Genomic DNA, 25,124 nt, shown 5'->3' on the forward strand with positions numbered 1-25,124 from the left:
GATCATTCGGCTGCAGGATAGTACCAGGAATAGCCGAAATGGTAGCGGTCCGGTTCCTTGCCGTAATAATAGGGAACGGCGATATCCTGTTGGGAGGGAAGCTGAATTGCTTTGCCGAATTTTGCTTCGAGCCATTGTTTCAGCTCGTCCGGCATGGACGATTGGCTTCCGTTACGCTCGTTCCAGACGAGCAGGACGGGTCCTTTCCCAAGAGCCTGGCGGCTAAGGTCCGATGCCGGGTAAGCCGTGGAAACGACTGATGTGTCGGGCATGTTCACGCGTATGTTGCCTGCCTTGTGCCAAGTCGTAGTGACGATGGCTGAAGGCTGCTTTCCTTCCGCGGCGATGACCTTGTCGAGGAAGGTCCCATAGGGCGTATTCAGATGCTGATAGGAATGGAAGAAACGTGCAAGAAGAATGTCACCTGCGATGACGATTGGCAGCGCCACCATCATAACGATCGGGATATAGAGAAACTTCTTGATGTCCGTCTGGCTTTGTCTTCCGGCAGCGTCAAGCTTCAGACAGAAATAAGCCGGTACGAGAAACAGGAAGGGAAGAAGCCAGCGGTCACGGAGCTCGGTGAGCGTCACGATGAAGATCAAGGCCAGCAGGATGACTGCCGTGCTTGTCAGGATTCTCCCGATGAAATCGCTCCATTCGCTTCGGGCGCGCAGCGATCGCAAGAATGACTGCCGAAAGACGAGAAGGAAGACCACTGATGTCGGGACGATGATTTCCACAGTTGTCTTTATCAGGTCGGAAATTCCGTGCGCAATGTCGGAAAGCTTCCCGCCGGCTCCTTGTTCCGCCATGGTGTTGACTGTCGACGTCAGGACGAGATCCAAGTTGGAAATCATCCACACCGCATGCGGCAGAACCACCAGAACGGCAAGCGAAAGCGTCAACAGGAGCCGGAGATCGAAAAGTCGCTTGCGGCCCTCGGGATGACAGAAAGTTGCAACAAGAACGCTTAGTATGACGAGCGCAAAGTTGTATTTCGTCAGCATCCCGAGCCCGGCCCATAGGCCAATCATGGCGTAGGAGAAGATGCTAGGCCGACGAATGGTCGAAACCACGAAATAGATGAACAAGACCACCGCGAGCAGCGTCAGCACGGTGTGCGTAAGATCTCTTTGTGCCTGCCAGAACATCTGAGGCATCGTGAAAAGAGACAGGACGCCGATCGCCGCCAGCCGCTTGTCGACCACAAGCAGGCGCAGCAGCTTGTGATAAGCAATGTAGACGCAAAAGAGCATCAGGTTCTTGACGATGACGAAGGACGCTACGCTTGTGCCGAAGATCTCGAAAACGCCGTATTGAAGCCAATTGTAGAGCGGCGGCTGCGCGTCATATCCCCATGCGAGCCATTGTGAGACGACAAATTGCTGGGCTTCATCGATCCGTAGCGAGTCGGAAATGGCGATGCGGATAATTGTCTGTGCCAGGAAATACGCCGCCAAGGCCCAGGATACCCAGCGGAAGTCGGAGGGTGCGTTAAGGCTGCCGGTCGATGCACCGTCTTCCAATACATCGGCAAAGCTGCCATTCCCCAGAGGTTTCATCCCGATCTCCGTGCATGTGCCAATGGCGTCATGTTGGCGCAATGTCACAGATATAACGCGCGCGCAACGGCTTCCGGCATAATTCTGGAGGTTGATATGGGGTCTTTTGCCACCAGACCCGCGCTGATCGGCGCGGGCGCAAGCATCGGCTAAGTATCAGCAAGGTCACCTTGGTCTCTCGCAAGCCTTTGAGAAACTTCTAGATGCTTTCCGCTTTTCTTCGAATCGCAAAAATGCGCTGTCCCCCTATCGTTACGCAATTCCGGACGGAAAACCGCTTCGCACTTTCCTGGAATTGATCTAGACGACGATAATCCCTTTGTGCTTGGCCTTGTGTTCGGGCTCGACATGGATCGTGACGATGGCCCCCGATATGGCCTTTCGCAGCGCGTCCTCGATCTTGTCGCAGATGTCATGGGATTGGCCGACGCTCATCTCGGCCGACACGACTAGGTGGAAATCGATGAAGGTCGCTTTGCCGGCATGGCGTGTCCTTAGCGCATGGGCTTCGATGGCGTCATCGGCATTGAGCGAAATGATCTCCTTGATCCGCGCGAGCTCTTCGGGAGGTGCAGCCTCATCCAGCAATCCGCTTGCGCTTTCCTTAAGGACCCCCCAACCGCTCCAAAGGACGTGGACCGCCACCAGAGCGGCGATGGCCGCATCCAGCTGGGTGATGCCGGTCAGAACAACCAGAACCACGCCGACAACGACGCCGACGGAGGTGACGACATCCGCCATCAGATGTTTTCCATCCGCCACAAGTGAAGCCGAGCGCTGGATGCGTCCCTGTCGAATGAGGAGGCTCGCCCAGGCGACATTGATGATCGTGGCGATCGAACTCACGGCAAGGCCGGTCCATGCCGCGTCGATGGGCTTGGGATGGAGGAAGCCCATATAGGCTTCGTGCATGATAGCGAGAGCCGCCACGACGATCAGCGACCCCACCAGAACCGCCGAGAGATATTCCGCCTTGTGATGGCCGTAGGGATGTTCCTCGTCGGGCGGCTGCGAGGCGATTTTCACCGACAGAATGACGGCGAGCGCCGAGACGACGTTGATGATGCTTTCGAGAGCGTCCGACAGCAGTGCGACGCTGCCCGTTATCCAATAGGCGGCATATTTGATCGCGAGGACCACGAGACTGACAAAGAAGCTTCCGAGTGCGATTTTCAGCGACCGTTCCATGTCAGCCCTGTTCCCATGAAGTTTTGGCAGGCCATCTTATCGACGCCAAATCCCTAGTCTGAAATAGTGAAACCGTGTGATTGCCGAAGCAATCGTCTTGGCGACCGAAGTCCACTGAACCGAGCCGCGATCTTCGTTGAGGATCAGGCAAGCAGATGTTCATAGAGAATGGAGCTCCCAAGTCCGATAAGCGCCAGGCCCGCGAATGCTTCGGCAATTCGACCGAAACGAGCGCCGATCAGTCGGCCGACCAGCATGCCGCCCGACGACATGACGAAGGTCGCCGCGCCGATTGCTACGGCGATGATGACGATATTGACCTGAAGAAAAGCGAGCGACACGCCGACGGCCATCGCATCCAGGCTCGTCCCTATGGCCGCTGCCATCAGCACGGCAAAGGACATGGCGGGTCGGCTATCACGCTCTTGTTCATTACTGCGTCGCATAGCGGCATAAAGCATGTTTGCTCCAACCGCACCCAGCAGGCCAAACGCAATCCAATGGTCGACCGCGCTGATATATTGGGCGGCGGCAATACCTGCTGCCCAGCCGATGATCGGCGTGATCGCCTCCACGATGCCGAACACGGCACCTGTTCTGATGGTCTCGAAGAGGCGGGGCCGCACGAGCGCCGCACCGCGACCGACTGACACTGCAAACGCATCCATGGACATGCTGAATGCCAGCACGACAACTGCAAAGAACGACATTTGAATAATCCTGCGGACATGGGAAGCCGGGCATCCTCCGCCCTGTCCGAACCAGGCGGTATTGCCACGGTCTTGCCGAGTCGATCTTTCGACTGAACGCGCCACGTGCGCTTCGCACGAGCATGTTGACACGTTCCCGCCAAGTCAGCGGTGGCTACTCCCCGATAAGCGCAGCAGGTAGTGCATCGGCTTTTGCATGTCAACTAAAGGCGGCGAAATAAAACGTGAAATAACTGTTATATAACAACAATTTGTTGGGGATTTCTCGGTTGCAATTGCACATGCAAATCAGTCGCAAAAACAAAAGCCTTTTTCGCGGCAGGGCGTCGGTTTCGTCGGCAAACACCAGGCAAGTCGAAGGTGTGGTTGCTGCCTCTCTCTGGTGCTTCCCATGCAGGGCAGAGATGAGGCATGACCCCGGCGTTACAATATGCCGCTATCCGAGCAACCGCTCTTCGAGACGGCGGATGACCTCGGGCGGTACCCCAGCCCAGGCGAGATAATCGCTGGCAGATCGATATTCCTCTTCGATGAAAGCGATCGTCGCGGCCATGGTCGCCGGCTCGCAGGCAAGCAACGGGCAGAACTTATCAATATCGCCGCCCTGCGCCAACCGCATTGGCAAGGATCTCGTCGACCATGGGAGCGATCATACGGCCCGTCAACGCATAATCTTCGAGAATCTCCGCTGTGTCGACGCCGGCGGTCGCCAGCAGAAGGGCGGCGATGATCCCGGTTCGGTCCTTGCCGGCCGTACAATGGAAGAGGACGGTATCCTCATCCCCCTCCGCGATCAGCGATATGACCTTGGCGATCGCCTGTCGGCGCTCGCGCAGGGCCTGAATATAGAGATCGAGCAGGGTGTCGGTACCCGGCTTGTAGCTCGGAGCCAGCGTATCGAAGAGTGAGATGTTGTGATAGCGAACCGCCTCGTTGCAGCTGAATGGATTGGGCTGGTGCTCAAGCTCTGTCGCGTTGCGCAGGTCGATCACGACACGCACACCTTCGCCGACGAGGGACGCCATGCCCTCCTCATCCAGACGATGCAGCCCATCGGCGCGGAGCACCCGGCGCCAGAGCGTCGTTTTGGCACCGGCCCGGTAGCCGCCGAGATCGCGGACATTATAGGTGCCATTGACCGGCAGATGGCGCGACTTTTCTGAAGTCATCAACGTATTCCCGATTTCATAAAGGAAGAAACGACGTGTCTTTGCAGGATGATGTAGAGGATGAAGATCGGAAGGCTAGCCATGGTCGCCGCCGCCATAAGCGGCCCCCATAGCGTGCCTTCCGAAGTCATGAACATCTGAATGCCGATCTGGATCACGCTGTTTTCGGGCGTGCGCGTCAGGAGAAGCGGCCAGAAATACTCATTCCAGGTCGAAATGAAGATCAGGATGGCAAGAGAGGCGATCGTGCCGCGCAGATTGGGCGTGATCACCTCCCAGAGTGTGCGCCAGCTGCCGGCGCCATCCATGCGGGCTGCCTCCAGCACCTCGTTTGGAAAGCTGCGCATGGTCTGCAGCAGGAGCAATATGGCAAGCGCCGATGCGAAGTGCGGCAGGATCAGCGCCGTGACGCTGTCGAGCAGGCCAAGGTTGGCGACCATGAGATAATTCGGGATCATCACCACTTGCAGCGGTACAAGCCATGTCAAGGCAACTAGGGCATGGGCGATCCTGTCGCCAGGGAAACGCCAGCGCGCGAAGGCATAGGCTGCGAGCAATCCTGTGAGCAGCTGTATGACGGTGACAATGGCCGAGACGATCAGCGTATTGATCAGCATCCGTCCGATCGGGATAGCATTGAGTGCGTAGACATAATTGTCGAGCGAAGCCGCCGTCGGCCAAATACTCTTCTCGAAGACACGGTTCGCCGGCCGCAGCGACGTAACGATCATCCAGTAGACGGGAAACAGACAGAAGAGCGACAGGATTACCATCACCGCATGGCCGGCGGCCTTCTCGATCCCAAGAATAGCGTTGCCGCGCCGCGGCGGTCGCGTGAGGCTATCAGTTGTCATAGAAGGAAAACCTGTCGATCAGTCGGAACAGAAAATAGGCGAGCACGCCGAAGCTGATGAAGAGGACCACGGCTGCCGCAGAACTCCAACCGACCGAAAGGCTGGAAAAGCCGAAGTCCCAAAGGAGATAATAGATGTTCGTCGTTGCCCCGAGCGGACCGCCGCCGGTCAGCACATTGATGTAAGAAAAGCTCCATTGCGCCCCGAGCAGAATCGTCATCATCACCAAGAACAAGAGGGTTGAGCTCAGGAGCGGTAGCCGGATGTCGCGGACGATATCCCAGCGATTGGCGCCGTCCATGCGCGCGGCTTCGATCAGAGATGGGTTGATGTTGGCATTGGCGGCCGAAAGGATCAGCGTCGAAAAACCGATCAGCTTCCATCCGGTCAGCACCGTGATCGTCCAGATGGCAATTTTCGGATCCTGCAGGAAGCGCGGGGCGAAAAATCCCAAAGACTTCAGGGTCATGGCGACCATGCCGTGGCCTGGATCAAGCAACCAGCGCCATAACACTGCCGCGACCACAGGGGCGACGATCATAGGTACGAAGATCATCGCGCGGTAGATATTGCGAGCGCGCGAAGGCAGATCGGCCGTGAAAATGGCAATCGCCAACGGTAACAGGACGGCGAGCGGCAACAGGCCGATCACATAAATCCCGGTATTGCGCAGCGCCTGCCAGAATTTCGGAAGCGAGAAGATGTTGATGTAATTGGTCCAGCCGACGAATGTCATCGGTGAGGTCGCCAGCATGTTCCATTCGTAGAAGCTTAGCCGAAAGGCATCGATCAGCGGCCAGTAGATCCAGAGCAGAAAGGTTGCGATGGCCGGCGACAGATAGAGCCACGGGAGATGGGTCTGCTTAAGGATGCGGCGTCGCGGTCGCGCGGATGCGACCGGCGATGTGGGGGAGGCGGTTAGAGTGGTCATGATGCGCTTGCCTGCCTCGTCTCTTGTGACGCGTCGGTGCCGGTTCCAGACTATCGGACGGTTTGCGAACCCTCCTCCCGCCAGCATGCGGGGGAGGAGGGCGTGTCATCAGCTCAGTTGGTGCTCGCCGGCATCAGAGCCTGGGCGGTATCCTGTGCTGCCTTCATTGCAGCAGTCGGATCTCCACCTCCGAACACCGCCTGCTCGGCACCGTCCATCATCGCCTTGGCGATCTGCCGATAGTTGGGACCGGGGAAGGATTTCCAGGGTTCCAGCACGTCCAATTGCTTCAGATTGGGCTGGACGAGGGGATGTTCCTTGACCCAGTTGCCGAGATATTGCGGATCGTCGACGATATCGCTGCGCAGCGGCAGATAGCCGATTTCCGATGTGATGACCGTATAGGCATGCTTCGATGTCATGAACTTCATGAGCTCCCAGGCGGCCCGCTGCTTGAGCGGATCGGCACTCATGATGACCAACGCGCTGCCGGAATTGTTCGGCCGGACCGGCTTTTCGCCGAAACGCGGCATCATCGTGGCGCGCAGATCGAAATTGCCGGTAGCGCCCTTGACCAGATAGGCTTGGATGGCGGAGGTCTGCAGATACATGCCGACCGTTCCGGCCGCCATGCCGTCCATGGCGGCATTGATGTCGAGATTGGTGTAGACGCCTGACGTGTAGAGGTCGTGCAGCATCGATACCGCTTCGACGGCCGCCGGCTCCGCGAAAACCAGCCTCTTGCGGTCCGCTGAAAGAACGTCACCGTTGTTGGAACGGATCAGGCCCTGGAACAGCCAGTCGCCCGCCGATGGTCCGAAAATGCCGGTGGCAAGACCATCCTGCCCGGTCTTGTCGACAATCGCCTTTGCCGCGACCTTCACCTCCGCCCAGGTCTGCGGCGGATGGTCGGGATCAAGACCCGCCTTGCGAAACAGGTCGGCATTGTAGAAAAGGACCGGCGTCGAGAAAGTATAGGCAAGGCCATAGGTCTTGCCGTTATAGACGCCGAGTTTCAGCCCCTTCGGCGACATGCCTTCGAAATGCGAGGACAGTTCCTCGGCTGGCACCGTATCCTCAAGTGCGACCGCGCCGAGGTTGTTGACGAAGAAATCGAGGTCGGAAAACACCATCTGGGCGATATCCGGTCCATGCCCTGCGGCGACGTCAGCCTGGATGCGCGTGCTGATGTCGGAAGAGGGCACGCCGATGCCGTTGACTTTGACGTTCGGATTGGCGGCTTCGAATTCGGCGATCAGACGCTTGGTCGCGGCCGCTCCGTTGCCTGTCGAGGCAAGGTTGTAGTTATAATAATTGATGGTGACGGTCGTATCGACCTTGGCCGGAATCTGGCCCGCGAACGCTACCGATGCAAGCGTCGCGAAAGCGATGCCGGCACCAAAAAAAGCTCTGCGTTTCATCTTTTAAATCTCCCGGTCATTCCGCAGCGGCAAGTGCTGCCTGTTCTTCGTACCGTTTGATGAGTTCGCCCATCATGGCGAAGGTGAAGCTATGCAGTTCCCGCCGCTCGGAGGGCTGCGGCACGAAGGAAACCGTCAGGCCGGAGGAGCGTAGAGTGCCGACTGCGAACGAGGCGCCCGACAGCATGCGGATGCCCTCATTCAGGTAAAGCACGTCGGTTGCCGCGTGCTGGCCGACGCCGATGATCACCGGAATGCCGTACCAGTTGCTGACGCGGTCGAAATGGATGTGGCCGGAAAGGATACCGATGACGTTGTGGCCTTCGACAAGGGTGCGTAGTCTTTCTGTGTCGGCGATTGCCAGTGCTTCCCATTCAAGATCCGGATTTGGGTCCAGCGCCGGCGCATGATGCATGACAAGGAGCTTCGGCAGGGCGGGGTGGTTGGCAAGTTCACCTTCCAGCCAGGTGAACTGCGAGGCTTCGAAGCTGCCGCCGATCTTGAAGGGATGACTGGAATCCAGAACGATGATGTGGATACCATCGATGACGGCCGCATGATCGTAGGGAGCCTTCAGCTCATCGGTGCGATCGGTCATCGCCTTGTAGAAACCGTCACGCTTGTCGTGGTTGCCGAGCGCGTAAAGCACCGGGATACCGAGATCTGCCTCCGCCATAATGCGCTTAAGCTCTTCATAGGAGCCGACATCGCCGCGATTGGTGAGGTCACCGCTTGCAACAACGAAGCTTGGTGTCGGTACCACTCTTTTGACGTCGGCCAGGATGGCGGCCAGCGTCTTCGATGTATCCGAATAAAGGTGATCATCCGTGACCGTTGGGTCGGAGATGTGCAAGTCGGTAAGATGAACGAAGGTCGTATGGGCCGTCATGGCGTCGTTTCCTGTGCGTGGTGCGCTTTCCGGGGGATGCCTTGCAAAGGCGCTTGCTTGCGTGACGACACATCGATACACAGGCGACATGACAGGTGAATGAAGGTTCATTCAGAATGGAATTAGATCCAGCCCGACGCGAACGTATCCTCGATGCGACCGCCAAATTGATCGTTACAAACGGTCTGCAATGCTCAATGGCGGCGATCGCCGAAGCAGCCGGCGTGGCGACCGGCTCGATCTACAACTATTTCAAGTCGAAGGACGATCTGATCCGCGGGGTCTATGCGCAGCTGGCCTCGACCATAGCGGCGCATCTCATCCCTTCGCTCACCGCCGCTGGTGGCCCTCGCGAGCAGATTATCCGCTACATATATGACTATATCGACTTCATATGGCAGGATCGGCAGCGCGCCCTCCTGTTCGAATATCTTTCCAATGTACCGTTGATTTCCGGCGAGGAAATGAATGCGATTTTCGGCGAGGTAACGCGTTATTCCGTCGGTCTGATGGGGGCGGCCAAGGAAGCCGGTCTGCTGCAGGACCTGCCGGCCTCAACCATGTCTGGCTATATCGGCGGCGGCATCCGCAATACGCTGAAGTGGCGCCGCTTCAATCCTGCGCCTCTCTCAGACGAGGAACGCGATGCGATCGCCTTGATGTCCTGGAACGCCATCGCAGCCCTGCCTGCAAGAGCGATGAGTTCTACAGGTCATGATTGAATGGAAGCCCAGCTGTCAGTGTCGACAGCCTGTCTGACGCGGCAGCTGGGCTGACCTGGCGTTGGCCGCTATTTCACCGCAGCATTGCCTCCGTCGGCAAAGAGCGCCGATCCAGTAACAAAGCTCGCCATGGGGCTGGCAAGGAAGAGTGCGGCCGAGGCAATTTCCTCAGGTTGGGCGATCCGCTTCATTGCATGCAGGCCGGCCGCCCAGTCTTTCTGGCTTTGATCGCCCGCCATGTCGGTATCCACGCCGCCCGGCAGGAGTGCATTGGCCCGGATACCTTGAGCCGAGTAGTCGGCGGTAATGCCCTTTACCAAACCCATCAATCCGGCCTTGGAAGCGCCGTAGGCTGCCATGCCGGGGATGCCAACACTGGTTCCGACGAAAGTGGAGGTGAAGACGATCGCGCCGCCGCCACGGGAGAGCATCGCCGGAATCTGGCTGCGCGCGCCGAGATAGGCAGAAGTCAGGTTGGTGGTCAGCGTATTCTGCCAGTCCTCAGGCGCAATCTCGGCCAGCGGCTTCATTGCGCCGACCGTGCCGGCATTGTTGACGGCGATGTCGAGGCCGCCGAATTCGCTGATGGCGGCCTCAACTGCCCGTTCATGACTATCGGGCAGGCCGACATCGCCGGCGACAATGATCGCCCTGCCGCCTTTGCCGCGGATCTCGCCCGCCACCTCCTCGAGCTGCGTCGGGCGCCGAGCCGTCAGGACAATTGCTGCGCCCTGCTCGGCAAACATCAGTGCGATGGCGCGGCCTATTCCCATTGATGCGCCGGTCACGATTGCGACTTTGTGTTCCAGTAGAGCCATATGGAGAACATCCTTCTGTTGTCGTTCCGGATGGCACCCTATTCAGGCAGGCTCGCGTAACCACCCGCTTCTTGCGCGGGATGGACGGAGCGGATCGATTTCTGTTCCTGGGCAGGAAAACCCCGCGGCATTTCGATCGTCAGCTGTCGTCTACTACTGTCTGGTGAGATGTCAGGCTGCGTCCTTCATGATGATCGGGACGCGTGTTGAGTAGCTCTTCAGAGCTTCAGCGAGCGGGGACAGGAGGTTCAGGGTCGCCGCTCAAAACGAAGTGATATCCCACAAAAAGCCAGCAATGGCAGGGATTTCCCGCGAAAGACGGCCTGATGCAAGATCTCGCCTTGCAAAGACGGCAAGTCACGGTTATGTCGCAATGGTAAACCAAACCCTGCAAGCCTCCAATTCCAGCTGATCCTTCGTCGACAGCGCTGCGTCAGTGAGCACACATCCGGACAATATGGCTAAACAGACCAAACCCTTCATTCTCGAAATCAAGAGCTCTCGTCGAACCAAAGCGAAACCGATCGAACAGAAGAAATCGATTTGGGGTGCATTCGCTTCCGAGCTGAAACAGGATTTAGCGGATGGGGAAGTGCCTTCGATACAGGTGGTCGCCAGCGAACATTGTCCGGCACCGGCTGATACGGACATTAGCGTCGCCATTGAACAGGATGAAACTGAAGACCTGCCTGTTACCTCAGGATTTTTCGAGAAATGGGCTGGAAGAAGGGCTGATAAGCCTAAGGCTGGCGCGGCCGATATCGTCGCGACCTTCCTTGCGCGGATCGAAAAGCAAAAAGAGCTGCTTTCCGAATTCGAGGCTGACCCTGCAGGATTTACGAACTGGCGTTCCGCCTGGTTTCGCAAAGTTACCGGCGGTTTCGGCGTTAGCATCGGTCACGATCGGGTCGATGCCGGCGATGGGCTGCGTTATGTCGTTGTCGACAGCCTCCGGGAGGTCCACGAGTTTCTCGAAGATCTCGACGAGCATGTTCGAACCGACGACAATTTCCAGCGCGCCTTGAAAGCGAACCACAAGCTGCGATCCAATCGCAGGACTGGCGCCTCGGCATCTTGATCTAAATTCAGCCTATTTCTGTGTGATAGGGCAGGCCATCGCGTTCGGTTCTGCCCTATAGATCATATCCTGGCCAAGGCTTGTTCCTATTGAGGCCAGCTCTCCAGAGTGCGGACGAATTCGGTCAGCCAGGAATTCGTCTGGTGGCCGTCGAGCGACCGGTGATCGATCGTCAGAGATATATAAGCCATCGGTCGGATCTGGATGGCGTCGACCCCATCGACCTCTCTGACGACGACGCGCTTTTCCAGCTTGCCAACCCCGAGAATGGCCGATTGCGGCTGGCTGATGATGATGGGGGATGCCAGCAGTGATCCGGAAACCCCGTGATTGGAAATCGTGAAGGTTCCGCCCTTCATCTCGTCATTCTTGAGCGCATTGGATCGTGCTCGATTTGTCAAGTCCTGCAGGCCGGCCGCAATTTCCTCAAGCGACAGAGCTTGGGCCTGCCGGATCACCGGCGCCACCAAGCCTTTGTCGCCCAGTGCGATCCCGATGCCAATATTGATGTCCTCGAAGATTTCGAGACTTTCGTCGTGCCACTGGCTGTTTACCTCGGGCACCACTCTCATTGCCGCGACGGAGGCTGCGACGAAGTATGCGGTGTATGAGAGGCTTATGCCCTGAGATTTCAGGCGCTCCTTGTGGGTCTCCCGATGGCGCATGATCGCCGTGAAGTCTGCCTCGAAGACCGCCGTGACTTGCGGGGCTGTCGCAAGGGACTGCGCCATGTGTTTAGCGATTGAGAGGCGCATGGCGGAATGCGGCACGATGCGGGAGCGACCGTCGGTCGACGCCGGTGAGGACTTAACCGTCATGGCACTACGTTGCGCGACAACCGGTTGAGGCTGCGGTTGTGAGAGGACTGCCGTGTCCGCCCTATGCGCGTTTTCCATGTCGGCGCGCGTCACGCGCCCGCCCTTGCCACTACCCATAAGCGTGGCCGGATCGATCCCATATTCCATGGCGGCCCGACGCACCGCGGGCGAATAATGCGGGGTGTTGGCTACCGTCAGCCCAGGCTGCACCTGCGTCGGGGCAATCGACGCTTCGGCTGTCGTGCCATTGGCGGGAACGATCATGCGTCCAAGCATCGCCCCGGGCATTGCATCGTCGCCGTCGGCCATCGCGATTTCGCTCAGGATACCGTCGCAAGGCGCTGATATTTCCTGCGTCACCTTGTCGGTTTCGAGCTCGACGAGTGCATCACCTTCTTTGACATGATCGCCGATCTGCTTCAGCCAGTTCCGGACGATGGCCTTCGTGCCTTCCTGCTCGATGGGAGCCGTGATTTCAATCGAATTGGCCATTCTCAAAACTCCAACAATTCGGCAATGCGCTTGGCGATCCGCTCCGTCGACGGCACGGCCCAATCGAGAAGAACGGGATTATGCGGGCTTGGAATATCCGGCATGGTCAGGCGAGAGACCGGGGCGTCGAGATCCATGAAGGCCTTGTCGGCAATGACGGCGGAGATTTCGGCGCCAAATCCGCCGGTTCCGAGGTCCTCGTGAACGATGAGGCATCGATGGGTCTTGGCGACGGAGGCAAGCACGGCCTCCTGATCCCAGGGCATCAATGTGCGAAGGTCGATGATATCGGCAGATATGCCCTCGGCCGCCTCCTCGCATCGCTGCACCATGGCACCCCAGGTCACGATCGTGATGTCATTGCCGATGCGGGTGAGACTTCCCTTGCCGAAAGGCAGCGCGAAATCGTCACCTGGATAGGGGCGGCGCGCCCAGGCGTGGTCAAGCATTGCCCGGTGCTCGAAGAATATAACGGGATCGTTGCCGCGGATCGAGGTCCGCAGCAGGCCGACAGCATCTGTCGCATTTGATGGAACCGCCACCTTCCAGCCGGGCTGATGGACAAAAGCCACTTCGTTGGTCTGGCTATGCCAGGGATCGCCGCATTTGAAGAAACCACCCGGCATGCGGACTACGACTGGTGCCGCGAAGCGGTTGTTGGTGCGCCAGCGAATGGTGCCGCAATCGTTCAGTTGCTCGGTAGCCGGCTCAGCATATTTTCGGAACTGGATTTCTGGAACCGGCACAAGCCCAGCGAGCGCCATGCCGACTGCCCGGCCGATAATTCCCTCTTCGGAAAGAGACGTGTCGAACACCCGCTCGTCACCGAATTTTTCCTGCATTCCGAGCGTCACGGCATGGACCCCGCCCTTAGGGCCGACATCCTCGCCGAAGATCACCACCCGCTCATTGATCGACATCTCGTGTTCGAGGGTCTTGCGGATGGCGGTGACCATGTTGATGCGGACACCGGGTGTCTCGGCTTCCGTCGTTGTCGCCGGTTGCACATACCCCATCGGATGCTGGCCGCCCATCACCTGCATTTCGCCATCGAAGAAGACATGGCGGGTTACCGATGAGGGATCGGCAACCGGTCTTTGTTCAGCTGCGGCGCGAGCGCTTTCGGCCATCTGACGTGCGTCGCTTTCGCAAGCGCTCCATTCTTCCGTCGTCATGACCGCCGGGACAAGGAAATCTCTCAGTCGCGGCAGTGGATCGCGCTCCCATTCACGCCTGACCGTCTCCTCACTTTTGTAGGTCTGCGTATCCTGAAAGCTGTGGCCTTCAAGGCGCGGAACCGTCAGCCTCAGCAGAGCGGGCTTGCGCTCCTCCCGGACAAAGGAGACCGCGTCCTGTATGAGGTTTGCTGCCTCAGCCGGATCGCACCCGTCGCCATCAAAAACCGCGAGGTTCTTCCAGCTCGCAAGATTGGCGGCGATATTGCCGCCGGGCGTTTGGACCGCCGAAGGGACGGAGATGCCAAAGCCATTGTCCTCGATATAGAACAGCATCGGCAATGCTTGTGTCGTTGCGGCGGTGAGCGCCGCCCAGAAGCCGTTGGAGGCAACCGAGCCGTCGCCGCCAAGGACGACGCCAATATCCTTGGAATAGTCGCCACGACCCAACGTGGTCGCGTAATATTTCATCGCCTGTGCCCAGCCGGCGGTCGGCGTATATTGAGCGCCAACGCCACCGCACATGGGCAGAGCGGACGCACCGGCGCGGTTCGGATAGTTGAAGACGACACCGATGTCGCGTCCGCCGGAATAGCCGCCGGCTCGGCCCATGGCGGAGCCGAGCGCATCGGCCGGATCGACGCCAAGTGAAAGCAGAAGCGGCCGCGAGCGATAGTAGCCGCAAGTGGCATCGTGCAGACCGGTAAGCTGCGTCCCCAAAAGGATCTGCGCCATATCGTGACCGCGCGCGGAAAACTGATAGAGAACCTTCTTTTCCGGAACGAGCCGCTTTTCCTCCATCTCATCGAGTGCCCGGGACAGTTGGACGAGATGGGCGACCCTGCGCCAATCGATGCGATCGTCTGGTGCGTTCCTCTCATGCTTCCTGACGGCTAGCTGGGCCATGTGATCCTCCTCCAAATGGCCCAATGATTCTAATTCAAACCCTCGCGCTATTCCTTTCAATCTTTCTGTTTTCGGGATAGAGTTTGAAATTCATGTTTCATAAATGGCGATTTTTTGAATGGAAGATTTCGATCTCGATCATGTCGACAGGGCGATTCTGCGCGTGCTGCAGGAAGAAGGCGATATCAGCCAGGCGGCACTTGCCGAAAAGGTCGGCGCATCGCCTGCCTCCTGTTGGAGAAGAATAAAGGCACTGGAAAGTGCCGGCGTGCTGGGCCGGACGGTTCGTCTCGTCGACGCCGACAAGATCGGCAAGGGGTTGAACGTCTTCTGCCAGGTCAAGATGAAGACACATGACCCTGCGACCCGTCGCGATTTCGAGCAGTTCATAGCGAGCTATCGCGAAGTTCTTGAATGCTATTCCATGTCCGGTGAATGGGACTATCTTATCCGCGCTGTCGTGGCTGATGTCAGGGAATATGAAGGGCTTTTGATGCGGGGCATCCTGACGCATGAAGCGGTCCTCAGTTCCTCGTCGCACTTCTCATTGAAATGCGTGAAATATACGACGGCCTTGCCGACGAATGCGTCGCGATAGTAGGCGTATCTTCCTTTGGCGCTTGCTTGCCTTGAACAGGACTGCCGACCCAAGCTAATAGACCTGCAGTTTGCAGATGCGGAGCAGAGCTCGATTGTCACCTGATAATGTGAAACCCGGAGATGGTCTGAACAAGGCGGTTGAAGCGCTGCTCGTCGATCTGCCCATCAAGGCGGCGAGTTTCATCGTCACGATCTATGGCGACGTCGTCGAGCCGCGGGGAGGGGTGGTCTGGATCGGCAACCTCATCGAGGCCTGCAAAAGCGTCGGTATTACGGAAACGCTGGTGCGGACTGCAGTCTCGCGCTTGGTCACGGCGGGCCGACTTGTGGGCGAACGGGAAGGGCGCCGCAGCTTCTACCGGCTGACGGAGACGGCACAAGCCGAGTTCTCGCAAGCCGCCAGCCTGTTCTACGGGCCTGAGCCGCAGGTCAGATGGCAATTCGTCCTTATCAATGGTCCTGCTCCCGAGGAGATCATGCAGGGTCTGGAGCGGGATGGCTTTGCGAGATTGAATCCGCGCCTGGCGGTCGGAACGCATCCGGCGCCGCCTTTGCCGGGGCGCGTCGTGGTCTTCGATGCCCAGCTAGCAACCGAGAACGGCGCCTTGAGGGAATTCGCCGAAGAGGCCTGGAACCTGCCGCGCTTTGCCGAAGCCTATCATGACTTCCTGCGTCGCTTCGGGTCGTTTTCACAAAGTGTCGCGGATTGTGCAGTCCTCTCATCCTTCGATTGCCTGATCGCACGGCTGCTCCTCGTTCATCAGTACCGCCTGATCATGCTGCGCGAGCCGCATCTTCCCAAATCGGCTTTGCCGGAGGGTTGGCCGGGCGACGAGGCGCGACACCTATTTGCCGATCTCTATTTGCGCCTCTCCCAAAAGGCCGAGGGCTATGTCGGCCGCTATTTCGTCAATGATGCCGGCACCCTTCAGGAGACGACCTCAGCCAGCCAAGCAAGGCTCAGTCGCCTCGAGTTTCGCTGAAAGCTCAATCTGTTCAATCATATAGCGATGCTGTCGCCGTTGACGTCGGCCCAGGCACCTCAAATGTCACAAAAATTTCTGAAATTTGATTTGAATTGTGACATATAGCATGCTAATACAATGACCGATCGGTCGGTTAATTCGATGACTGACGATGTGAGGTTTCGTGGAGGAGAACGAAAAACAGGCCTATACTGTTGGTAGCGTGAAGCGTCGGCCTTGCCGGCAAGCCTCAGGACAACCGTAGGCCTGCGATCATTCTCAAGCGCGCTCGACGCGCGAAGACGGAGGAAAGATCAATGTACGCACAGATGGTGAAAACCGACGGCACCCGCATCCGTTCCCTCGACGAGATGGATCCTCAGGAGCGCGCTTTTCAGGAACGCGTCGATGCCGGACAGAAGATCGAGCCGAAGGAATGGATGCCGGAAGGCTATCGCAAGACCTTGATCCGCCAGATCAGCCAGCACGCCCATTCCGAAATCGTCGGCCAGCTTCCCGAAGGCAACTGGATTACGCGCGCTCCGACACTGGAGCGCAAGGCGATCCTGCTTGCCAAGGTTCAGGACGAGGCGGGCCACGGCCTCTATCTCTACTGCGCCGCCGAAACGCTCGGCATCAGCCGCGACGAGATGTATGAGCAGCTCCATTCCGGCAAGGCCAAATATTCCTCGATCTTCAACTATCCGACGCTGACCTGGGCCGACATCGGTGCGATCGGCTGGCTGGTGGATGGCGCTGCCATCATGAACCAGGTCCCGCTGCAGCGCTGCTCCTACGGTCCCTATTCGCGGGCGATGATCCGGATCTGCAAGGAGGAGAGCTTCCATCAGCGCCAGGGCTTCGATGTCCTGATGAAGATGGCGAGGCTGGGTACTCCGGCACAGAAGGCCATGGTGCAGGATGCGCTGAACCGCTGGTGGTGGCCGTCGCTGATGATGTTCGGCCCTTCGGACGATGCCTCCGTGCATTCGGCCCAGTCGATGGCCTGGAAGATCAAGCAGAATTCCAATGACGAGCTGCGTCAGAAATTCGTCGACCAGACCGTGCCACAGGCCGAATATCTCGGCCTGACCGTTCCCGATCCCGATCTGAAGTGGAACGAGGCAAAAGGCGGCTACGATTTCGGCGAGCCGGATTGGGAAGAGTTCTTCAACGTGATCGCCGGCAACGGCCCGTGCAATGCGGAGCGGCTGAATGCCCGCAAGCAAGCATGGGACGATGGTGCGTGGTTCCGCGACGGTTTGACGGCGCATGCCGAGAAAGCGGCCGAGCGCCGTGCCGCCGCCAGGATCGCCGCCGAATAAGGCGGGTCGAATTTTCAGGGAGTGAAAAACATGTCCAGCGAATGGCCGCTTTGGGAAGTCTTCATCCGTGGTCAGCATGGCCTCAACCATCGCCATGTCGGCAGCCTGCATGCGCCCGATGCCGAAATGGCGATCAACAATGCGCGCGATGTCTATACCCGCCGCAATGAGGGCGTCAGCATCTGGGTGGTGCGCTCGTCCGAGATCACGGCCAGTGCGCCTTCGGAAAAGGGGCCGCTGTTCGATCCATCCAATTCCAAGGTCTATCGTCATCCGACCTTCTTCGACATTCCCGATGAAGTGGGGCATATGTGATGGCAACCGCTGCACTAGATCCGGCGGTCGACCAGGCCGCTCTTGTCGAATTCCTTCTGCGCATCGGCGACAACACGCTGATCCTCGGCCATCGCGTTTCCGAATGGTGCGGCCGCGGGCCGGCGCTGGAAGAGGATATCGCGCTCGCCAACACCGCGCTCGACCTGATCGGCCAGACCCAGCTCTGGCTCGGGCTTGCGGGCGAGGTGGAGGGCAACGGCCGCTCGGCCGATGCTCTTGCCTATCTGCGCGACGGTTACGAGTTCCGCAATATCCTGCTGGTCGAACGCCCCAATGGCGATTTCGGCAAGACACTCATGCGGCAATTTCTTTTCGATGCCTGGCACTATTTGCTGCTGAGGGCATTGAAAGGCTCAACCGACCGGCGCATTGCCGAGATCGCCGAGAAGGCTTTCAAGGAAGTGTCCTATCACCTCGATCGCAGCCGCGACCTGATCATCCGCCTTGGCGACGGCACGGCCGAAAGCCATCGCCGCATGCAGGAAGCCTTGGACGAACTCTGGCCGTTTACCGGCGAAATGTTCGTCGGCGATGCGGCCGATGCAGCGCTGGCGCAGGCCGGCGTGATCCCGGAGCCGCAAAGCCTCAAAGCCGGTTGGGACGAGATCGTCTCCGACACGCTGACGGAAGCGACGCTGAAACGTCCGGCGGATGGCTATATGCATAAGGGTGGCCGCCGTGGCGTTCATACCGAGCATCTGGGCTTCATCCTCACTGAGCTGCAATTCCTGCAGCGCGCCTATCCGGGCGCAACCTGGTAGGAGGCTGGCATGGCGACCGCACTCCACCCTCCGGTCGAAGAGATCTGGCATTGGCTATCGGAAGTGCCGGACCCGGAGATCCCGGTGATTTCGCTGACCGATCTCGGCATCATCCGCGATGTCGGCTGGCAGGAGGATACGCTTGTCGTCACGGTGACGCCGACCTATTCGGGCTGTCCCGCAACGACCGTGATCAATCTCGATATCGAACGCGCGCTCGCCGAGAAAGGCGTCGACCGGGTGCGGCTGGAGCGACGGCTGTCGCCGGCCTGGACGACGGATTGGATCAGTGCCGAGGGCCGCGAGAAGTTGCGCGCCTACGGCATCGCCCCGCCGATCGACGGCACGGCTGCCGACGGCATCTTGATGAAGCGTGTCGACCGGCTCGCCGGCCGTTCCAACCTCACGATCGCCTGTCCGCGTTGCGGATCGGCAAATACGGAGAAGATCAGTCAATTCGGCTCGACGCCCTGCAAGGCGAGTTATCGCTGTACCGACTGTCTGGAACCTTTCGACTATTTCAAGTGCATTTGACCCCAACAGGACGAGGCCCGCATCCATGGCACGTTTCCATCCCCTGACCGTCACCGATGTACGCCGCGAGACGCGCGATGCGGTCGTCGTCACGCTTGCGCCGTCCGAGGAGGATCGGGCTGTCTTCGACTTCACGCAGGGGCAGTATCTGACCTTCCGCCGCAAGTTCGATGACGAGGAGCTGCGCCGTTCCTATTCGATCTGCGCCGGCAAGGATGAGGGCGTCTTGAAGGTCGGCATCAAGCGTGTCGATGGCGGCTGTTTCTCGACCTGGATCAACGAAAACCTGAAGGCAGGCGACACGCTGGAAGCCATGCCGCCGATGGGCGCCTTCTTCACTCTCATCGAACCTGACGTCGCAAGGCATTATCTCGGCTTTGCCGGCGGCAGCGGCATCACGCCGGTTCTCTCTATCATCAAGACGGTGTTGGCGCGCGAGCCTCACTCGGTTTTCACGCTGGTCTATGCCAATAGGCAGATCAGCTCGATCATGTTCCGCGAAGAGCTGGAGGATCTGAAGAACCTCTATCTCGGTCGCCTTTCGGTCCTGCACGTCCTTGAAAGCGAGGCGCAGGAAATCGATTTGTTCACCGGCCGGATCGACGCTGAAAAATGCAAGGCGCTCTTCAAGCACTGGATCGATCTGACGTCGGTCGCGACCGCCTTCATCTGCGGCCCCGAGCCGATGATGCTCGCAATCGCTGCGGCGCTGCGCGAGCACGGCATGCGGGACGACCAGATCAAGTTCGAGCTGTTCGCCTCCTCGCAGCCCGGCCGTGCACGCCGTAAAGTGGAGAGCGCCGCCGCGGCCGATCACGAAACGAGCTGCGAGGCAACCGTGACGCTCGACGGCGCGACGCGCGTCTTCAAGTTTCCAAAGCATGGCCAATGCCTGCTCGATGCCGCACTCGAAAACGCGATGGACGTGCCCTACGCCTGCAAGGCCGGCGTTTGTTCCACCTGCCGGGCCAAGGTTCTCGAAGGCGAGGTCGAGATGGAGGTCAACCACGCGCTCGAAGACTACGAGGTGCGCCAGGGTTATGTGCTGACCTGTCAGTGCTATCCGCTCACCGACCGCATCGTCGTCAGCTACGACCAGTAGCGCCAAACCGCATCGAAGGGAGGAACGAAATGTCCGAGACGATGCCGATCGAGCAATATCTGCAGGAGGGCGGCGTACTGTCCTCGCCCGACAATGTGCGCCCGCGCTATCGCGGCGAGTTGTTGCGGCTGATGGCAAGCTTCGTCGATAGCGAACTGGCTGGTTCCGCCGGCTTTGCCGATATCATCAACGACGCGCCCGGCATTCAGGAGCGGATTTCCGCAGCGCGCATCGTGCTGGAAAAGACCGACCACGCCGGACAGGTCCTGAAAATCATGGAGACTTTCGGTGTCGATGGCGGCCGCTATGCCGTCCACCATCCCTGGGCGGCGCGGCTATCCCGTGACGCCGACATCGGCGCTGTGAGGCAAGGCGGTGACATGCGGCTTTCCGTTTTCCATTACCCGCTCGAGGGCTGGATGGATGCGGTCGTCATGAACGTTCTGATGGGGGCGGCCAGCATCGTACAGCTAAAAGAGTTGGGGCGTGTATCCTACCAGCCGTTGGCCGAGGTCTTTCGTACCATTCTGCCGCGCGAAAGACGGCACGCGGAACTCGGCGCTGCAGGTCTTGCCCGCATCATTGCCAATGACGAGGGACGGGTGAAGGCACGCGCTTCGGTCGCCTATTGGTATCCGCGCGTTGCGGAGAGTTTTGGCCATGCCGGTTCCGCCCGCTTCGAAACATTGTCGCGCTTCGGTCTGCGCCATCAACCCAATGAAACCCTGCTTGCCGAATGGCAGGCCGACGTCGATGCGCAACTCTCTGCGCTCGGATTGATTTAAGCGATCCCAGGAAAACCGCCTGGCGGCCTCCATTCGGGATTGCCGGAAAATGAAGGAAGGAAACACGGATGAACATCATGGCAAACCAGCCGCGCCGGCTTGAGAGCTATGTCGGAGGCACTTGGGTCGCCGGTGCCAAGGAGGGCGTACCGCTGCTCGACGCCTCGACCGGTGCACCCGTTGCGTCAATCGATTCCTCCGGCATCGATTTCGAGCAGACACTGGCGCATGGTCGCGACAAGGGCGGTCCGGCGCTCAGACGCATGCCCTTCCATGAGCGCGCCGCAATGCTGAAGGCGCTCGGACAGGCTCTGCTCGAGAGGAAGGAAGAGTTCTATGCGCTCTCGACGGCAACGGGCGCCACGCGGGCCGATAGCTGGGTCGATATCGAAGGTGGCATCGGAACGCTGCTGTCCTACGCTTCCAAGGGCCGGCGCGAGCTGCCGAATGCGCGCGTGCTGCTCGATGGCGACGTGGAGCAGCTCTCCAAGGATCAGAGCTTTTCCGCGCAGCATATTCTAAGCCCGCTGCAGGGTGTTGCCGTTCACATCAACGCCTTCAACTTCCCCTGCTGGGGCATGCTGGAAAAGGTGGCGCCGACCTTGCTTGCCGGCGTTCCCGCCATTGTCAAGCCGGCGAGCCAGACCGCTTACCTCACCGAACTCATGGTTCGCCGCATCGTCGAGACCGGCCTGCTGCCGGAAGGCGCGCTGCAGCTTGTCTGCGGCTCGGTCGGCGATCTCCTTGATCATGTCGAAGGCCAGGATGTCGTTACCTTCACCGGTTCCGCAGCGACCGGTCGGCGTCTCAAGACGCATAAGGCCATTATCGAAAACTCCGTTCGCTTCACCATGGAGGCCGATAGCCTCAATGCGGCCGTTCTTGGCCTTGATGCCGGCCCCGGCACGGAGGAGTTCGATCTCTTCGTCAAGGAAGTCGCCCGCGAGATGACCGTGAAGGCCGGTCAGAAATGCACGGCCATCCGCCGCGTCATTGCGCCGCGTGCCTACAGCGATGCTCTCATTTCGGCCTTGAACGATCGTCTCGGCAAGACCGCGATCGGCAATCCGGCCGACGAGACGGTTCGTATGGGGCCGCTCGCGAGCCTCGATCAACGCGAGGAAGTGCGTGCCCGCATCCGCGACCTGGCCGTCGATGCCGAGATCGTCGTCGGCGATCCCGACAATCCGAGCATCATGTCTGGCGACGCGAAGGCAGGCGCCTTTCTCAATCCGGTGCTCCTCTATTGCGACAAGCCAGGCTCGGCGCGGGCGATCCACGATGTCGAGGCCTTCGGCCCCGTCAGCACGGTGATGCCTTACGATACGGCGGAAGAGGCGGTCGATCTGGCGCGGCGTGGCAAGGGCAGCCTTGTTGCCTCCGTCTTCACCAATGACCCCGGTTTCGCCGAGGAGGTCGTTCTTGGTCTTGCGCCGTTCCATGGCCGTGTGATGATCGGCAACCGTGCGAGTGCCAAGAGCTCCACCGGGCATGGTTCCCCCTTGCCGGGCCTCGTCCATGGCGGCCCGGGCCGCGCCGGCGGCGGCGAGGAGCTTGGCGGCATCCGAGCCGTGAAGCACTATATGCAGCGCACAGCCGTCCAGGGCACACCGCGCCTGTTGTCGGCGGTCACCGGTCGCTGGATGGAGGGGGCTGCTGCGCAGACCGGCAGTGAACATCCGTTCCGCAAGTCGCTCGCCGAACTCAAGATCGGCGATCAGCTCGTCACCGCCAAAAGGACGGTCACGCTCGACGATATCGAGCATTTTGCAAGCTTCACCGGCGATACTTTCTACGCCCATATGGACGAGGAAGCCGCAAAGGCCAATCCGTTCTTCGACGGTCGCGTCGCCCACGGCTATCTCATCGTCTCTTTCGCCGCCGGCCTCTTCGTCGATCCGGCGCCGGGTCCGGTCCTTGCAAATTACGGCGTCGACAATTTGCGCTTCCTGACACCGGTCAATCCGGGTGATACGCTTCAGGTGCAGTTGACCTGCAAGGAGATCAATCCCCGCGCCAATGCCGAGCATGGCGAGGTGCGTTGGGATTGCAAGGTAACGAACCAGCTGGAAGCCGTCGTCGCGCAGTATGACGTTCTGACGATGGTGGCGAAAACGAGAGAGTGAGCGCATGACGACGATCGAGCAAGACCCGCATCGCCTGGAAATGACCGTGCTGATGACGCCGGATATGGCGAATTTCAGCGGCAAGGTGCATGGCGGCGCACTTCTGAACCTGCTCGATCGCGTCGCCTTTTCCTGTGCGTCACGCTATTCCCAGCAATATGCGGTGACTTTGTCGGTCGATCAGGTTCTATTCAAGGAGCCGATCAATGTCGGCGAACTCGTGACCTTCCGCGCCTCGATCAACGATACAGGTCGCACGTCGATGGAGGTCGGCATAAGGGTCGAGGCGGAAAATATCCGCTCCGGCGAGCGCCGTCACACGAACTCCTGCTATTTCACCATGGTTGCCGTCGATGAAGCTGGTCGCCCGGTCCGCGTGCCAGAACTGGTGCCGGCAACGCCGGTCGATATCCGTCGACACAAGGCCGCTCAGCTACGCCGCACCCTGCGTCGCGAATTCGCGCAACGGCTTGAATCGGTAGCCGAAACCGGCCGGGATGTGGAAGGTTTGGGAGGCGATTGAATGGCGCAGATCTATTCCTATGATGGCGTGATACCGGTCATCGACCCTGCGGCCTTCGTGCACCCGGCCGCAACAGTCATCGGCGATGTCATCATCGGCCCCGCCTGCTATGTCGGGCCGGGCGCCGTGCTGCGCGGCGATTTCGGGCGCATCGTGCTTGAGCGTGGCTCGAATGTGCAGGAGACCTGTGTCGTGCACAGTTTTCCGAACTTGGAAGTCACGATCGGCGAGGCGGGGCATATCGGCCATGGCGCGGTGCTGCACGGTTGCAAGATCCGCGCCAATGCGATGGTCGGCATGAACGCGGTCATCATGGATGAGGCCGTCATCGGTGAAAACGCTATCGTTGCAGCCATGGCCTTCGTTAAGGCCGGCGCGGAAATCCCGGCAAACAGCCTGGCGGTCGGCTCGCCAGCGCGTATCGTGCGAGAACTTACGGCAGAGGAAATCGCCTGGAAGCGCCAGGGTACCGCGATCTATCAGCGGTTGGCATTGGAGGCGAAGGAGAAGCTGGTGGCAGTTGAAGCACTGACCGCGCCCGAGCCGGACCGCCGCCGCATTCGCGCGCCGGAATATGATCCGCTTGTTCTCGAGAGAATGAAGCTCGGTGATTGATCCGCTCTGGAATCAAGGATTGAGCAAGATGTCGCCCGAAAACCGCGCACATTTTTCGGCATCATGCTCCGTCAACGGACGGCCTTGACCCCTTCGAGGATGAGGGTGGTGGCGATATCGGCATATTCGTCGCGGGTGATCGGCCCATTCGGTCGAAACCACATGTAGACCCAGTTCATCATTCCAAAGAGCGACATGGTGACCGGCATCAGCAACGGCCTGTTCTTGTTCAGATCTGGATTAAGGGCTTCGATGATGCCGGAGAAGCGTTTGACGATACGGCGTTCGATCATGCGCAATTCAGAGAGCTGCTCGGGCGATAGGGCATGGGTACCGTTCAACTGCACCTGATGCTCGTTGTCGGCGCCTTCATAGTTCTTCAACACGGCTTTCACCAGTAAGCCCAGCCGTTCCTGCGGTGCGATATCGGTGCGATCCGCCGCCTCGATTGCACTTTCGAGCTCCGTCAGATGCGTCTGCACGATATCGAAAATCAGCGCGTCCTTGCCGGGGTAGTAGTGATAGAGCAGGGCCTTCGAGACATTGCTATGCGAGGCGATCATCGACATGGAGGCTTTCTCCATGCCGACCTCGGCGAAAACAGCCGCGGCGCTCGCCAGGATACCACGCTGCTTTTCCTCGAAATCAACTGCGCGCGTGCGTGCCATCTTGTCCTGCTCTGTTCATTCCCTACTGGCCATAACGGCCGCGGGGCG

Annotated in this window: 26 protein-coding genes and 1 riboswitch; of the genes, 13 read left to right on the top strand and 13 right to left on the bottom strand. The window is 59.3% G+C overall.

All coding sequences use genetic code 11. The annotated features are described in order from the left end of the window. Nucleotides 1–2: 2 nt before the first annotated feature. The 9 genes from GGD46_RS17645 to GGD46_RS17685 all read right to left on the bottom strand — a co-directional run bounded on the left by GGD46_RS17645 (nucleotide 3) and on the right by GGD46_RS17685 (nucleotide 8,727). Nucleotides 3–1,565 (bottom strand): glycosyltransferase family 39 protein, encoded by a 1,563-nt coding sequence (locus GGD46_RS17645; protein WP_184706160.1) that lies wholly within the window; start codon nucleotides 1,563–1,565, stop codon nucleotides 3–5. A 300-nt stretch (nucleotides 1,566–1,865) separates the two neighbouring features. Then, entirely contained in the window at nucleotides 1,866–2,753 is an 888-nt protein-coding gene (locus tag GGD46_RS17650; protein ID WP_184706162.1) for a cation diffusion facilitator family transporter, read from the bottom strand. Nucleotides 2,754–2,896: 143 nt separating this feature from the next. After that, nucleotides 2,897–3,463, bottom strand: coding sequence for a manganese efflux pump MntP family protein (locus tag GGD46_RS17655; RefSeq protein ID WP_184706164.1), 567 nt, complete (start codon nucleotides 3,461–3,463; stop codon nucleotides 2,897–2,899). 6 nt (nucleotides 3,464–3,469) lie between these two features. After that, a riboswitch (yybP-ykoY riboswitch) is annotated at nucleotides 3,470–3,638 on the bottom strand. 261 nt (nucleotides 3,639–3,899) lie between these two features. Next, nucleotides 3,900–4,082: a tyrosine-protein phosphatase gene (locus GGD46_RS34255; RefSeq protein WP_184706166.1), complete on the bottom strand. Its 183-nt coding sequence runs from the start codon at nucleotides 4,080–4,082 to the stop codon at nucleotides 3,900–3,902. After that, the gene (locus GGD46_RS17665) at nucleotides 4,054–4,632 is read right to left on the bottom strand and encodes a tyrosine-protein phosphatase (protein WP_184706168.1); all 579 of its coding nucleotides are present in this window, start codon (nucleotides 4,630–4,632) and stop codon (nucleotides 4,054–4,056) included. Before GGD46_RS17665 ends, GGD46_RS34255 begins: the two co-directional genes overlap by 29 nt. Further along, nucleotides 4,632–5,486: a carbohydrate ABC transporter permease gene (locus tag GGD46_RS17670; RefSeq protein ID WP_184706170.1), complete on the bottom strand. Its 855-nt coding sequence runs from the start codon at nucleotides 5,484–5,486 to the stop codon at nucleotides 4,632–4,634. Before GGD46_RS17670 ends, GGD46_RS17665 begins: the two co-directional genes overlap by 1 nt. Then, nucleotides 5,476–6,417 carry a carbohydrate ABC transporter permease gene (locus tag GGD46_RS17675; RefSeq protein WP_184706172.1) on the bottom strand — a complete coding sequence of 314 codons (942 nt, stop codon included), beginning with the start codon at nucleotides 6,415–6,417 and terminating at the stop codon, nucleotides 5,476–5,478. The genes GGD46_RS17670 and GGD46_RS17675 overlap by 11 nt, the downstream gene beginning before the upstream one ends. Nucleotides 6,418–6,530: 113 nt before the next feature. Beyond that, complete coding sequence (locus GGD46_RS17680; RefSeq protein ID WP_184706174.1) at nucleotides 6,531–7,838, bottom strand: ABC transporter substrate-binding protein; 1,308 nt, start codon at nucleotides 7,836–7,838, stop codon at nucleotides 6,531–6,533. A gap of 16 nt (nucleotides 7,839–7,854) precedes the next feature. Then, nucleotides 7,855–8,727, bottom strand: coding sequence for a metallophosphoesterase (locus GGD46_RS17685; protein WP_184706176.1), 873 nt, complete (start codon nucleotides 8,725–8,727; stop codon nucleotides 7,855–7,857). A 116-nt stretch (nucleotides 8,728–8,843) separates the two neighbouring features. Between GGD46_RS17685 and GGD46_RS17690 the strand changes: the two genes are divergently transcribed. Next, nucleotides 8,844–9,449, top strand: coding sequence for a TetR/AcrR family transcriptional regulator (locus GGD46_RS17690; RefSeq protein ID WP_184706178.1), 606 nt, complete (start codon nucleotides 8,844–8,846; stop codon nucleotides 9,447–9,449). A gap of 68 nt (nucleotides 9,450–9,517) precedes the next feature. Here the strand turns inward: GGD46_RS17690 and GGD46_RS17695 are convergent, their stop codons facing one another. Continuing rightward, entirely contained in the window at nucleotides 9,518–10,267 is a 750-nt protein-coding gene (locus tag GGD46_RS17695; RefSeq protein ID WP_184706180.1) for an SDR family oxidoreductase, read from the bottom strand. A 592-nt stretch (nucleotides 10,268–10,859) separates the two neighbouring features. On the opposite strand from GGD46_RS17695, the gene GGD46_RS17700 reads away from it, so the two are divergent. After that, nucleotides 10,860–11,345: a hypothetical protein gene (locus GGD46_RS17700; RefSeq protein WP_246806364.1), complete on the top strand. Its 486-nt coding sequence runs from the start codon at nucleotides 10,860–10,862 to the stop codon at nucleotides 11,343–11,345. Nucleotides 11,346–11,431: 86 nt separating this feature from the next. Here the strand turns inward: GGD46_RS17700 and GGD46_RS17705 are convergent, their stop codons facing one another. Continuing rightward, complete coding sequence (locus GGD46_RS17705; RefSeq protein WP_184706184.1) at nucleotides 11,432–12,655, bottom strand: dihydrolipoamide acetyltransferase family protein; 1,224 nt, start codon at nucleotides 12,653–12,655, stop codon at nucleotides 11,432–11,434. A gap of 2 nt (nucleotides 12,656–12,657) precedes the next feature. Next, nucleotides 12,658–14,736 (bottom strand): transketolase C-terminal domain-containing protein, encoded by a 2,079-nt coding sequence (locus GGD46_RS17710; protein ID WP_184706185.1) that lies wholly within the window; start codon nucleotides 14,734–14,736, stop codon nucleotides 12,658–12,660. 118 nt (nucleotides 14,737–14,854) lie between these two features. Here GGD46_RS17710 and GGD46_RS17715 point away from each other — a divergent pair, with 118 nt between their 5' ends. From GGD46_RS17715 to GGD46_RS17765, 11 genes are all read left to right on the top strand, one after another. Beyond that, complete coding sequence (locus GGD46_RS17715; RefSeq protein WP_184706187.1) at nucleotides 14,855–15,334, top strand: Lrp/AsnC family transcriptional regulator; 480 nt, start codon at nucleotides 14,855–14,857, stop codon at nucleotides 15,332–15,334. Between the two features lie 76 nt (nucleotides 15,335–15,410). Then, nucleotides 15,411–16,319, top strand: a complete 909-nt coding sequence (locus tag GGD46_RS17720) for a PaaX family transcriptional regulator C-terminal domain-containing protein (RefSeq protein WP_184706189.1) — start codon at nucleotides 15,411–15,413, stop codon at nucleotides 16,317–16,319. Nucleotides 16,320–16,618: 299 nt separating this feature from the next. Further along, on the top strand, nucleotides 16,619–17,626 hold the full coding sequence (gene paaA, locus GGD46_RS17725; protein WP_184706191.1) for a 1,2-phenylacetyl-CoA epoxidase subunit PaaA: 1,008 nt from the start codon (nucleotides 16,619–16,621) through the stop codon (nucleotides 17,624–17,626). A gap of 30 nt (nucleotides 17,627–17,656) precedes the next feature. Next, on the top strand, nucleotides 17,657–17,941 hold the full coding sequence (gene paaB, locus GGD46_RS17730) for a 1,2-phenylacetyl-CoA epoxidase subunit PaaB (RefSeq protein WP_069061017.1): 285 nt from the start codon (nucleotides 17,657–17,659) through the stop codon (nucleotides 17,939–17,941). Next, nucleotides 17,941–18,723 carry a 1,2-phenylacetyl-CoA epoxidase subunit PaaC gene (gene paaC / locus GGD46_RS17735; protein ID WP_184706193.1) on the top strand — a complete coding sequence of 261 codons (783 nt, stop codon included), beginning with the start codon at nucleotides 17,941–17,943 and terminating at the stop codon, nucleotides 18,721–18,723. Before paaB ends, paaC begins: the two co-directional genes overlap by 1 nt. 9 nt (nucleotides 18,724–18,732) lie before the next feature. Continuing rightward, entirely contained in the window at nucleotides 18,733–19,257 is a 525-nt protein-coding gene (gene paaD, locus GGD46_RS17740; RefSeq protein ID WP_184706195.1) for a 1,2-phenylacetyl-CoA epoxidase subunit PaaD, read from the top strand. A gap of 25 nt (nucleotides 19,258–19,282) precedes the next feature. After that, the gene (gene paaE, locus GGD46_RS17745) at nucleotides 19,283–20,359 is read left to right on the top strand and encodes a 1,2-phenylacetyl-CoA epoxidase subunit PaaE (RefSeq protein WP_184706197.1); all 1,077 of its coding nucleotides are present in this window, start codon (nucleotides 19,283–19,285) and stop codon (nucleotides 20,357–20,359) included. 29 nt (nucleotides 20,360–20,388) lie between these two features. Then, entirely contained in the window at nucleotides 20,389–21,144 is a 756-nt protein-coding gene (locus GGD46_RS17750) for a Phenylacetic acid catabolic protein (RefSeq protein ID WP_184706199.1), read from the top strand. Nucleotides 21,145–21,212: 68 nt separating this feature from the next. Beyond that, entirely contained in the window at nucleotides 21,213–23,270 is a 2,058-nt protein-coding gene (gene paaZ / locus GGD46_RS17755) for a phenylacetic acid degradation bifunctional protein PaaZ (RefSeq protein WP_184706201.1), read from the top strand. A gap of 4 nt (nucleotides 23,271–23,274) precedes the next feature. Then, nucleotides 23,275–23,793, top strand: a complete 519-nt coding sequence (locus GGD46_RS17760) for an acyl-CoA thioesterase (protein ID WP_184706203.1) — start codon at nucleotides 23,275–23,277, stop codon at nucleotides 23,791–23,793. Then, nucleotides 23,794–24,408, top strand: a complete 615-nt coding sequence (locus GGD46_RS17765) for a transferase hexapeptide repeat family protein (protein ID WP_184706205.1) — start codon at nucleotides 23,794–23,796, stop codon at nucleotides 24,406–24,408. Between the two features lie 71 nt (nucleotides 24,409–24,479). On the opposite strand, the gene GGD46_RS17770 is transcribed toward GGD46_RS17765, so the two are convergent. Then, nucleotides 24,480–25,076, bottom strand: coding sequence for a TetR/AcrR family transcriptional regulator (locus GGD46_RS17770; protein WP_184706207.1), 597 nt, complete (start codon nucleotides 25,074–25,076; stop codon nucleotides 24,480–24,482). Nucleotides 25,077–25,124: the final 48 nt, after the last annotated feature.

Source organism: Martinezella lusitana (assembly GCF_014207095.1).
In the GTDB taxonomy this organism is placed as follows: domain Bacteria; phylum Pseudomonadota; class Alphaproteobacteria; order Rhizobiales; family Rhizobiaceae; genus Rhizobium; species Rhizobium lusitanum_B.

Coding starts and splice junctions, on each gene's coding strand:
- GGD46_RS17645 (WP_184706160.1), bottom strand. CDS start 1,565: ATGAAACCTCTGGGGAATGGCAGCTTTGCCGATGTATTGGAAGACGGT.
- GGD46_RS17650 (WP_184706162.1), bottom strand. CDS start 2,753: ATGGAACGGTCGCTGAAAATCGCACTCGGAAGCTTCTTTGTCAGTCTC.
- GGD46_RS17655 (WP_184706164.1), bottom strand. CDS start 3,463: ATGTCGTTCTTTGCAGTTGTCGTGCTGGCATTCAGCATGTCCATGGAT.
- GGD46_RS34255 (WP_184706166.1), bottom strand. CDS start 4,082: ATGCGGTTGGCGCAGGGCGGCGATATTGATAAGTTCTGCCCGTTGCTT.
- GGD46_RS17665 (WP_184706168.1), bottom strand. CDS start 4,632: ATGACTTCAGAAAAGTCGCGCCATCTGCCGGTCAATGGCACCTATAAT.
- GGD46_RS17670 (WP_184706170.1), bottom strand. CDS start 5,486: ATGACAACTGATAGCCTCACGCGACCGCCGCGGCGCGGCAACGCTATT.
- GGD46_RS17675 (WP_184706172.1), bottom strand. CDS start 6,417: ATGACCACTCTAACCGCCTCCCCCACATCGCCGGTCGCATCCGCGCGA.
- GGD46_RS17680 (WP_184706174.1), bottom strand. CDS start 7,838: ATGAAACGCAGAGCTTTTTTTGGTGCCGGCATCGCTTTCGCGACGCTT.
- GGD46_RS17685 (WP_184706176.1), bottom strand. CDS start 8,727: ATGACGGCCCATACGACCTTCGTTCATCTTACCGACTTGCACATCTCC.
- GGD46_RS17690 (WP_184706178.1), top strand. CDS start 8,844: ATGGAATTAGATCCAGCCCGACGCGAACGTATCCTCGATGCGACCGCC.
- GGD46_RS17695 (WP_184706180.1), bottom strand. CDS start 10,267: ATGGCTCTACTGGAACACAAAGTCGCAATCGTGACCGGCGCATCAATG.
- GGD46_RS17705 (WP_184706184.1), bottom strand. CDS start 12,655: ATGGCCAATTCGATTGAAATCACGGCTCCCATCGAGCAGGAAGGCACG.
- GGD46_RS17710 (WP_184706185.1), bottom strand. CDS start 14,736: ATGGCCCAGCTAGCCGTCAGGAAGCATGAGAGGAACGCACCAGACGAT.
- GGD46_RS17715 (WP_184706187.1), top strand. CDS start 14,855: ATGGAAGATTTCGATCTCGATCATGTCGACAGGGCGATTCTGCGCGTG.
- GGD46_RS17720 (WP_184706189.1), top strand. CDS start 15,411: ATGCGGAGCAGAGCTCGATTGTCACCTGATAATGTGAAACCCGGAGAT.
- paaA (WP_184706191.1), top strand. CDS start 16,619: ATGTACGCACAGATGGTGAAAACCGACGGCACCCGCATCCGTTCCCTC.
- paaB (WP_069061017.1), top strand. CDS start 17,657: ATGTCCAGCGAATGGCCGCTTTGGGAAGTCTTCATCCGTGGTCAGCAT.
- paaC (WP_184706193.1), top strand. CDS start 17,941: ATGGCAACCGCTGCACTAGATCCGGCGGTCGACCAGGCCGCTCTTGTC.
- paaD (WP_184706195.1), top strand. CDS start 18,733: ATGGCGACCGCACTCCACCCTCCGGTCGAAGAGATCTGGCATTGGCTA.
- paaE (WP_184706197.1), top strand. CDS start 19,283: ATGGCACGTTTCCATCCCCTGACCGTCACCGATGTACGCCGCGAGACG.
- GGD46_RS17750 (WP_184706199.1), top strand. CDS start 20,389: ATGTCCGAGACGATGCCGATCGAGCAATATCTGCAGGAGGGCGGCGTA.
- paaZ (WP_184706201.1), top strand. CDS start 21,213: ATGAACATCATGGCAAACCAGCCGCGCCGGCTTGAGAGCTATGTCGGA.
- GGD46_RS17760 (WP_184706203.1), top strand. CDS start 23,275: ATGACGACGATCGAGCAAGACCCGCATCGCCTGGAAATGACCGTGCTG.
- GGD46_RS17765 (WP_184706205.1), top strand. CDS start 23,794: ATGGCGCAGATCTATTCCTATGATGGCGTGATACCGGTCATCGACCCT.
- GGD46_RS17770 (WP_184706207.1), bottom strand. CDS start 25,076: ATGGCACGCACGCGCGCAGTTGATTTCGAGGAAAAGCAGCGTGGTATC.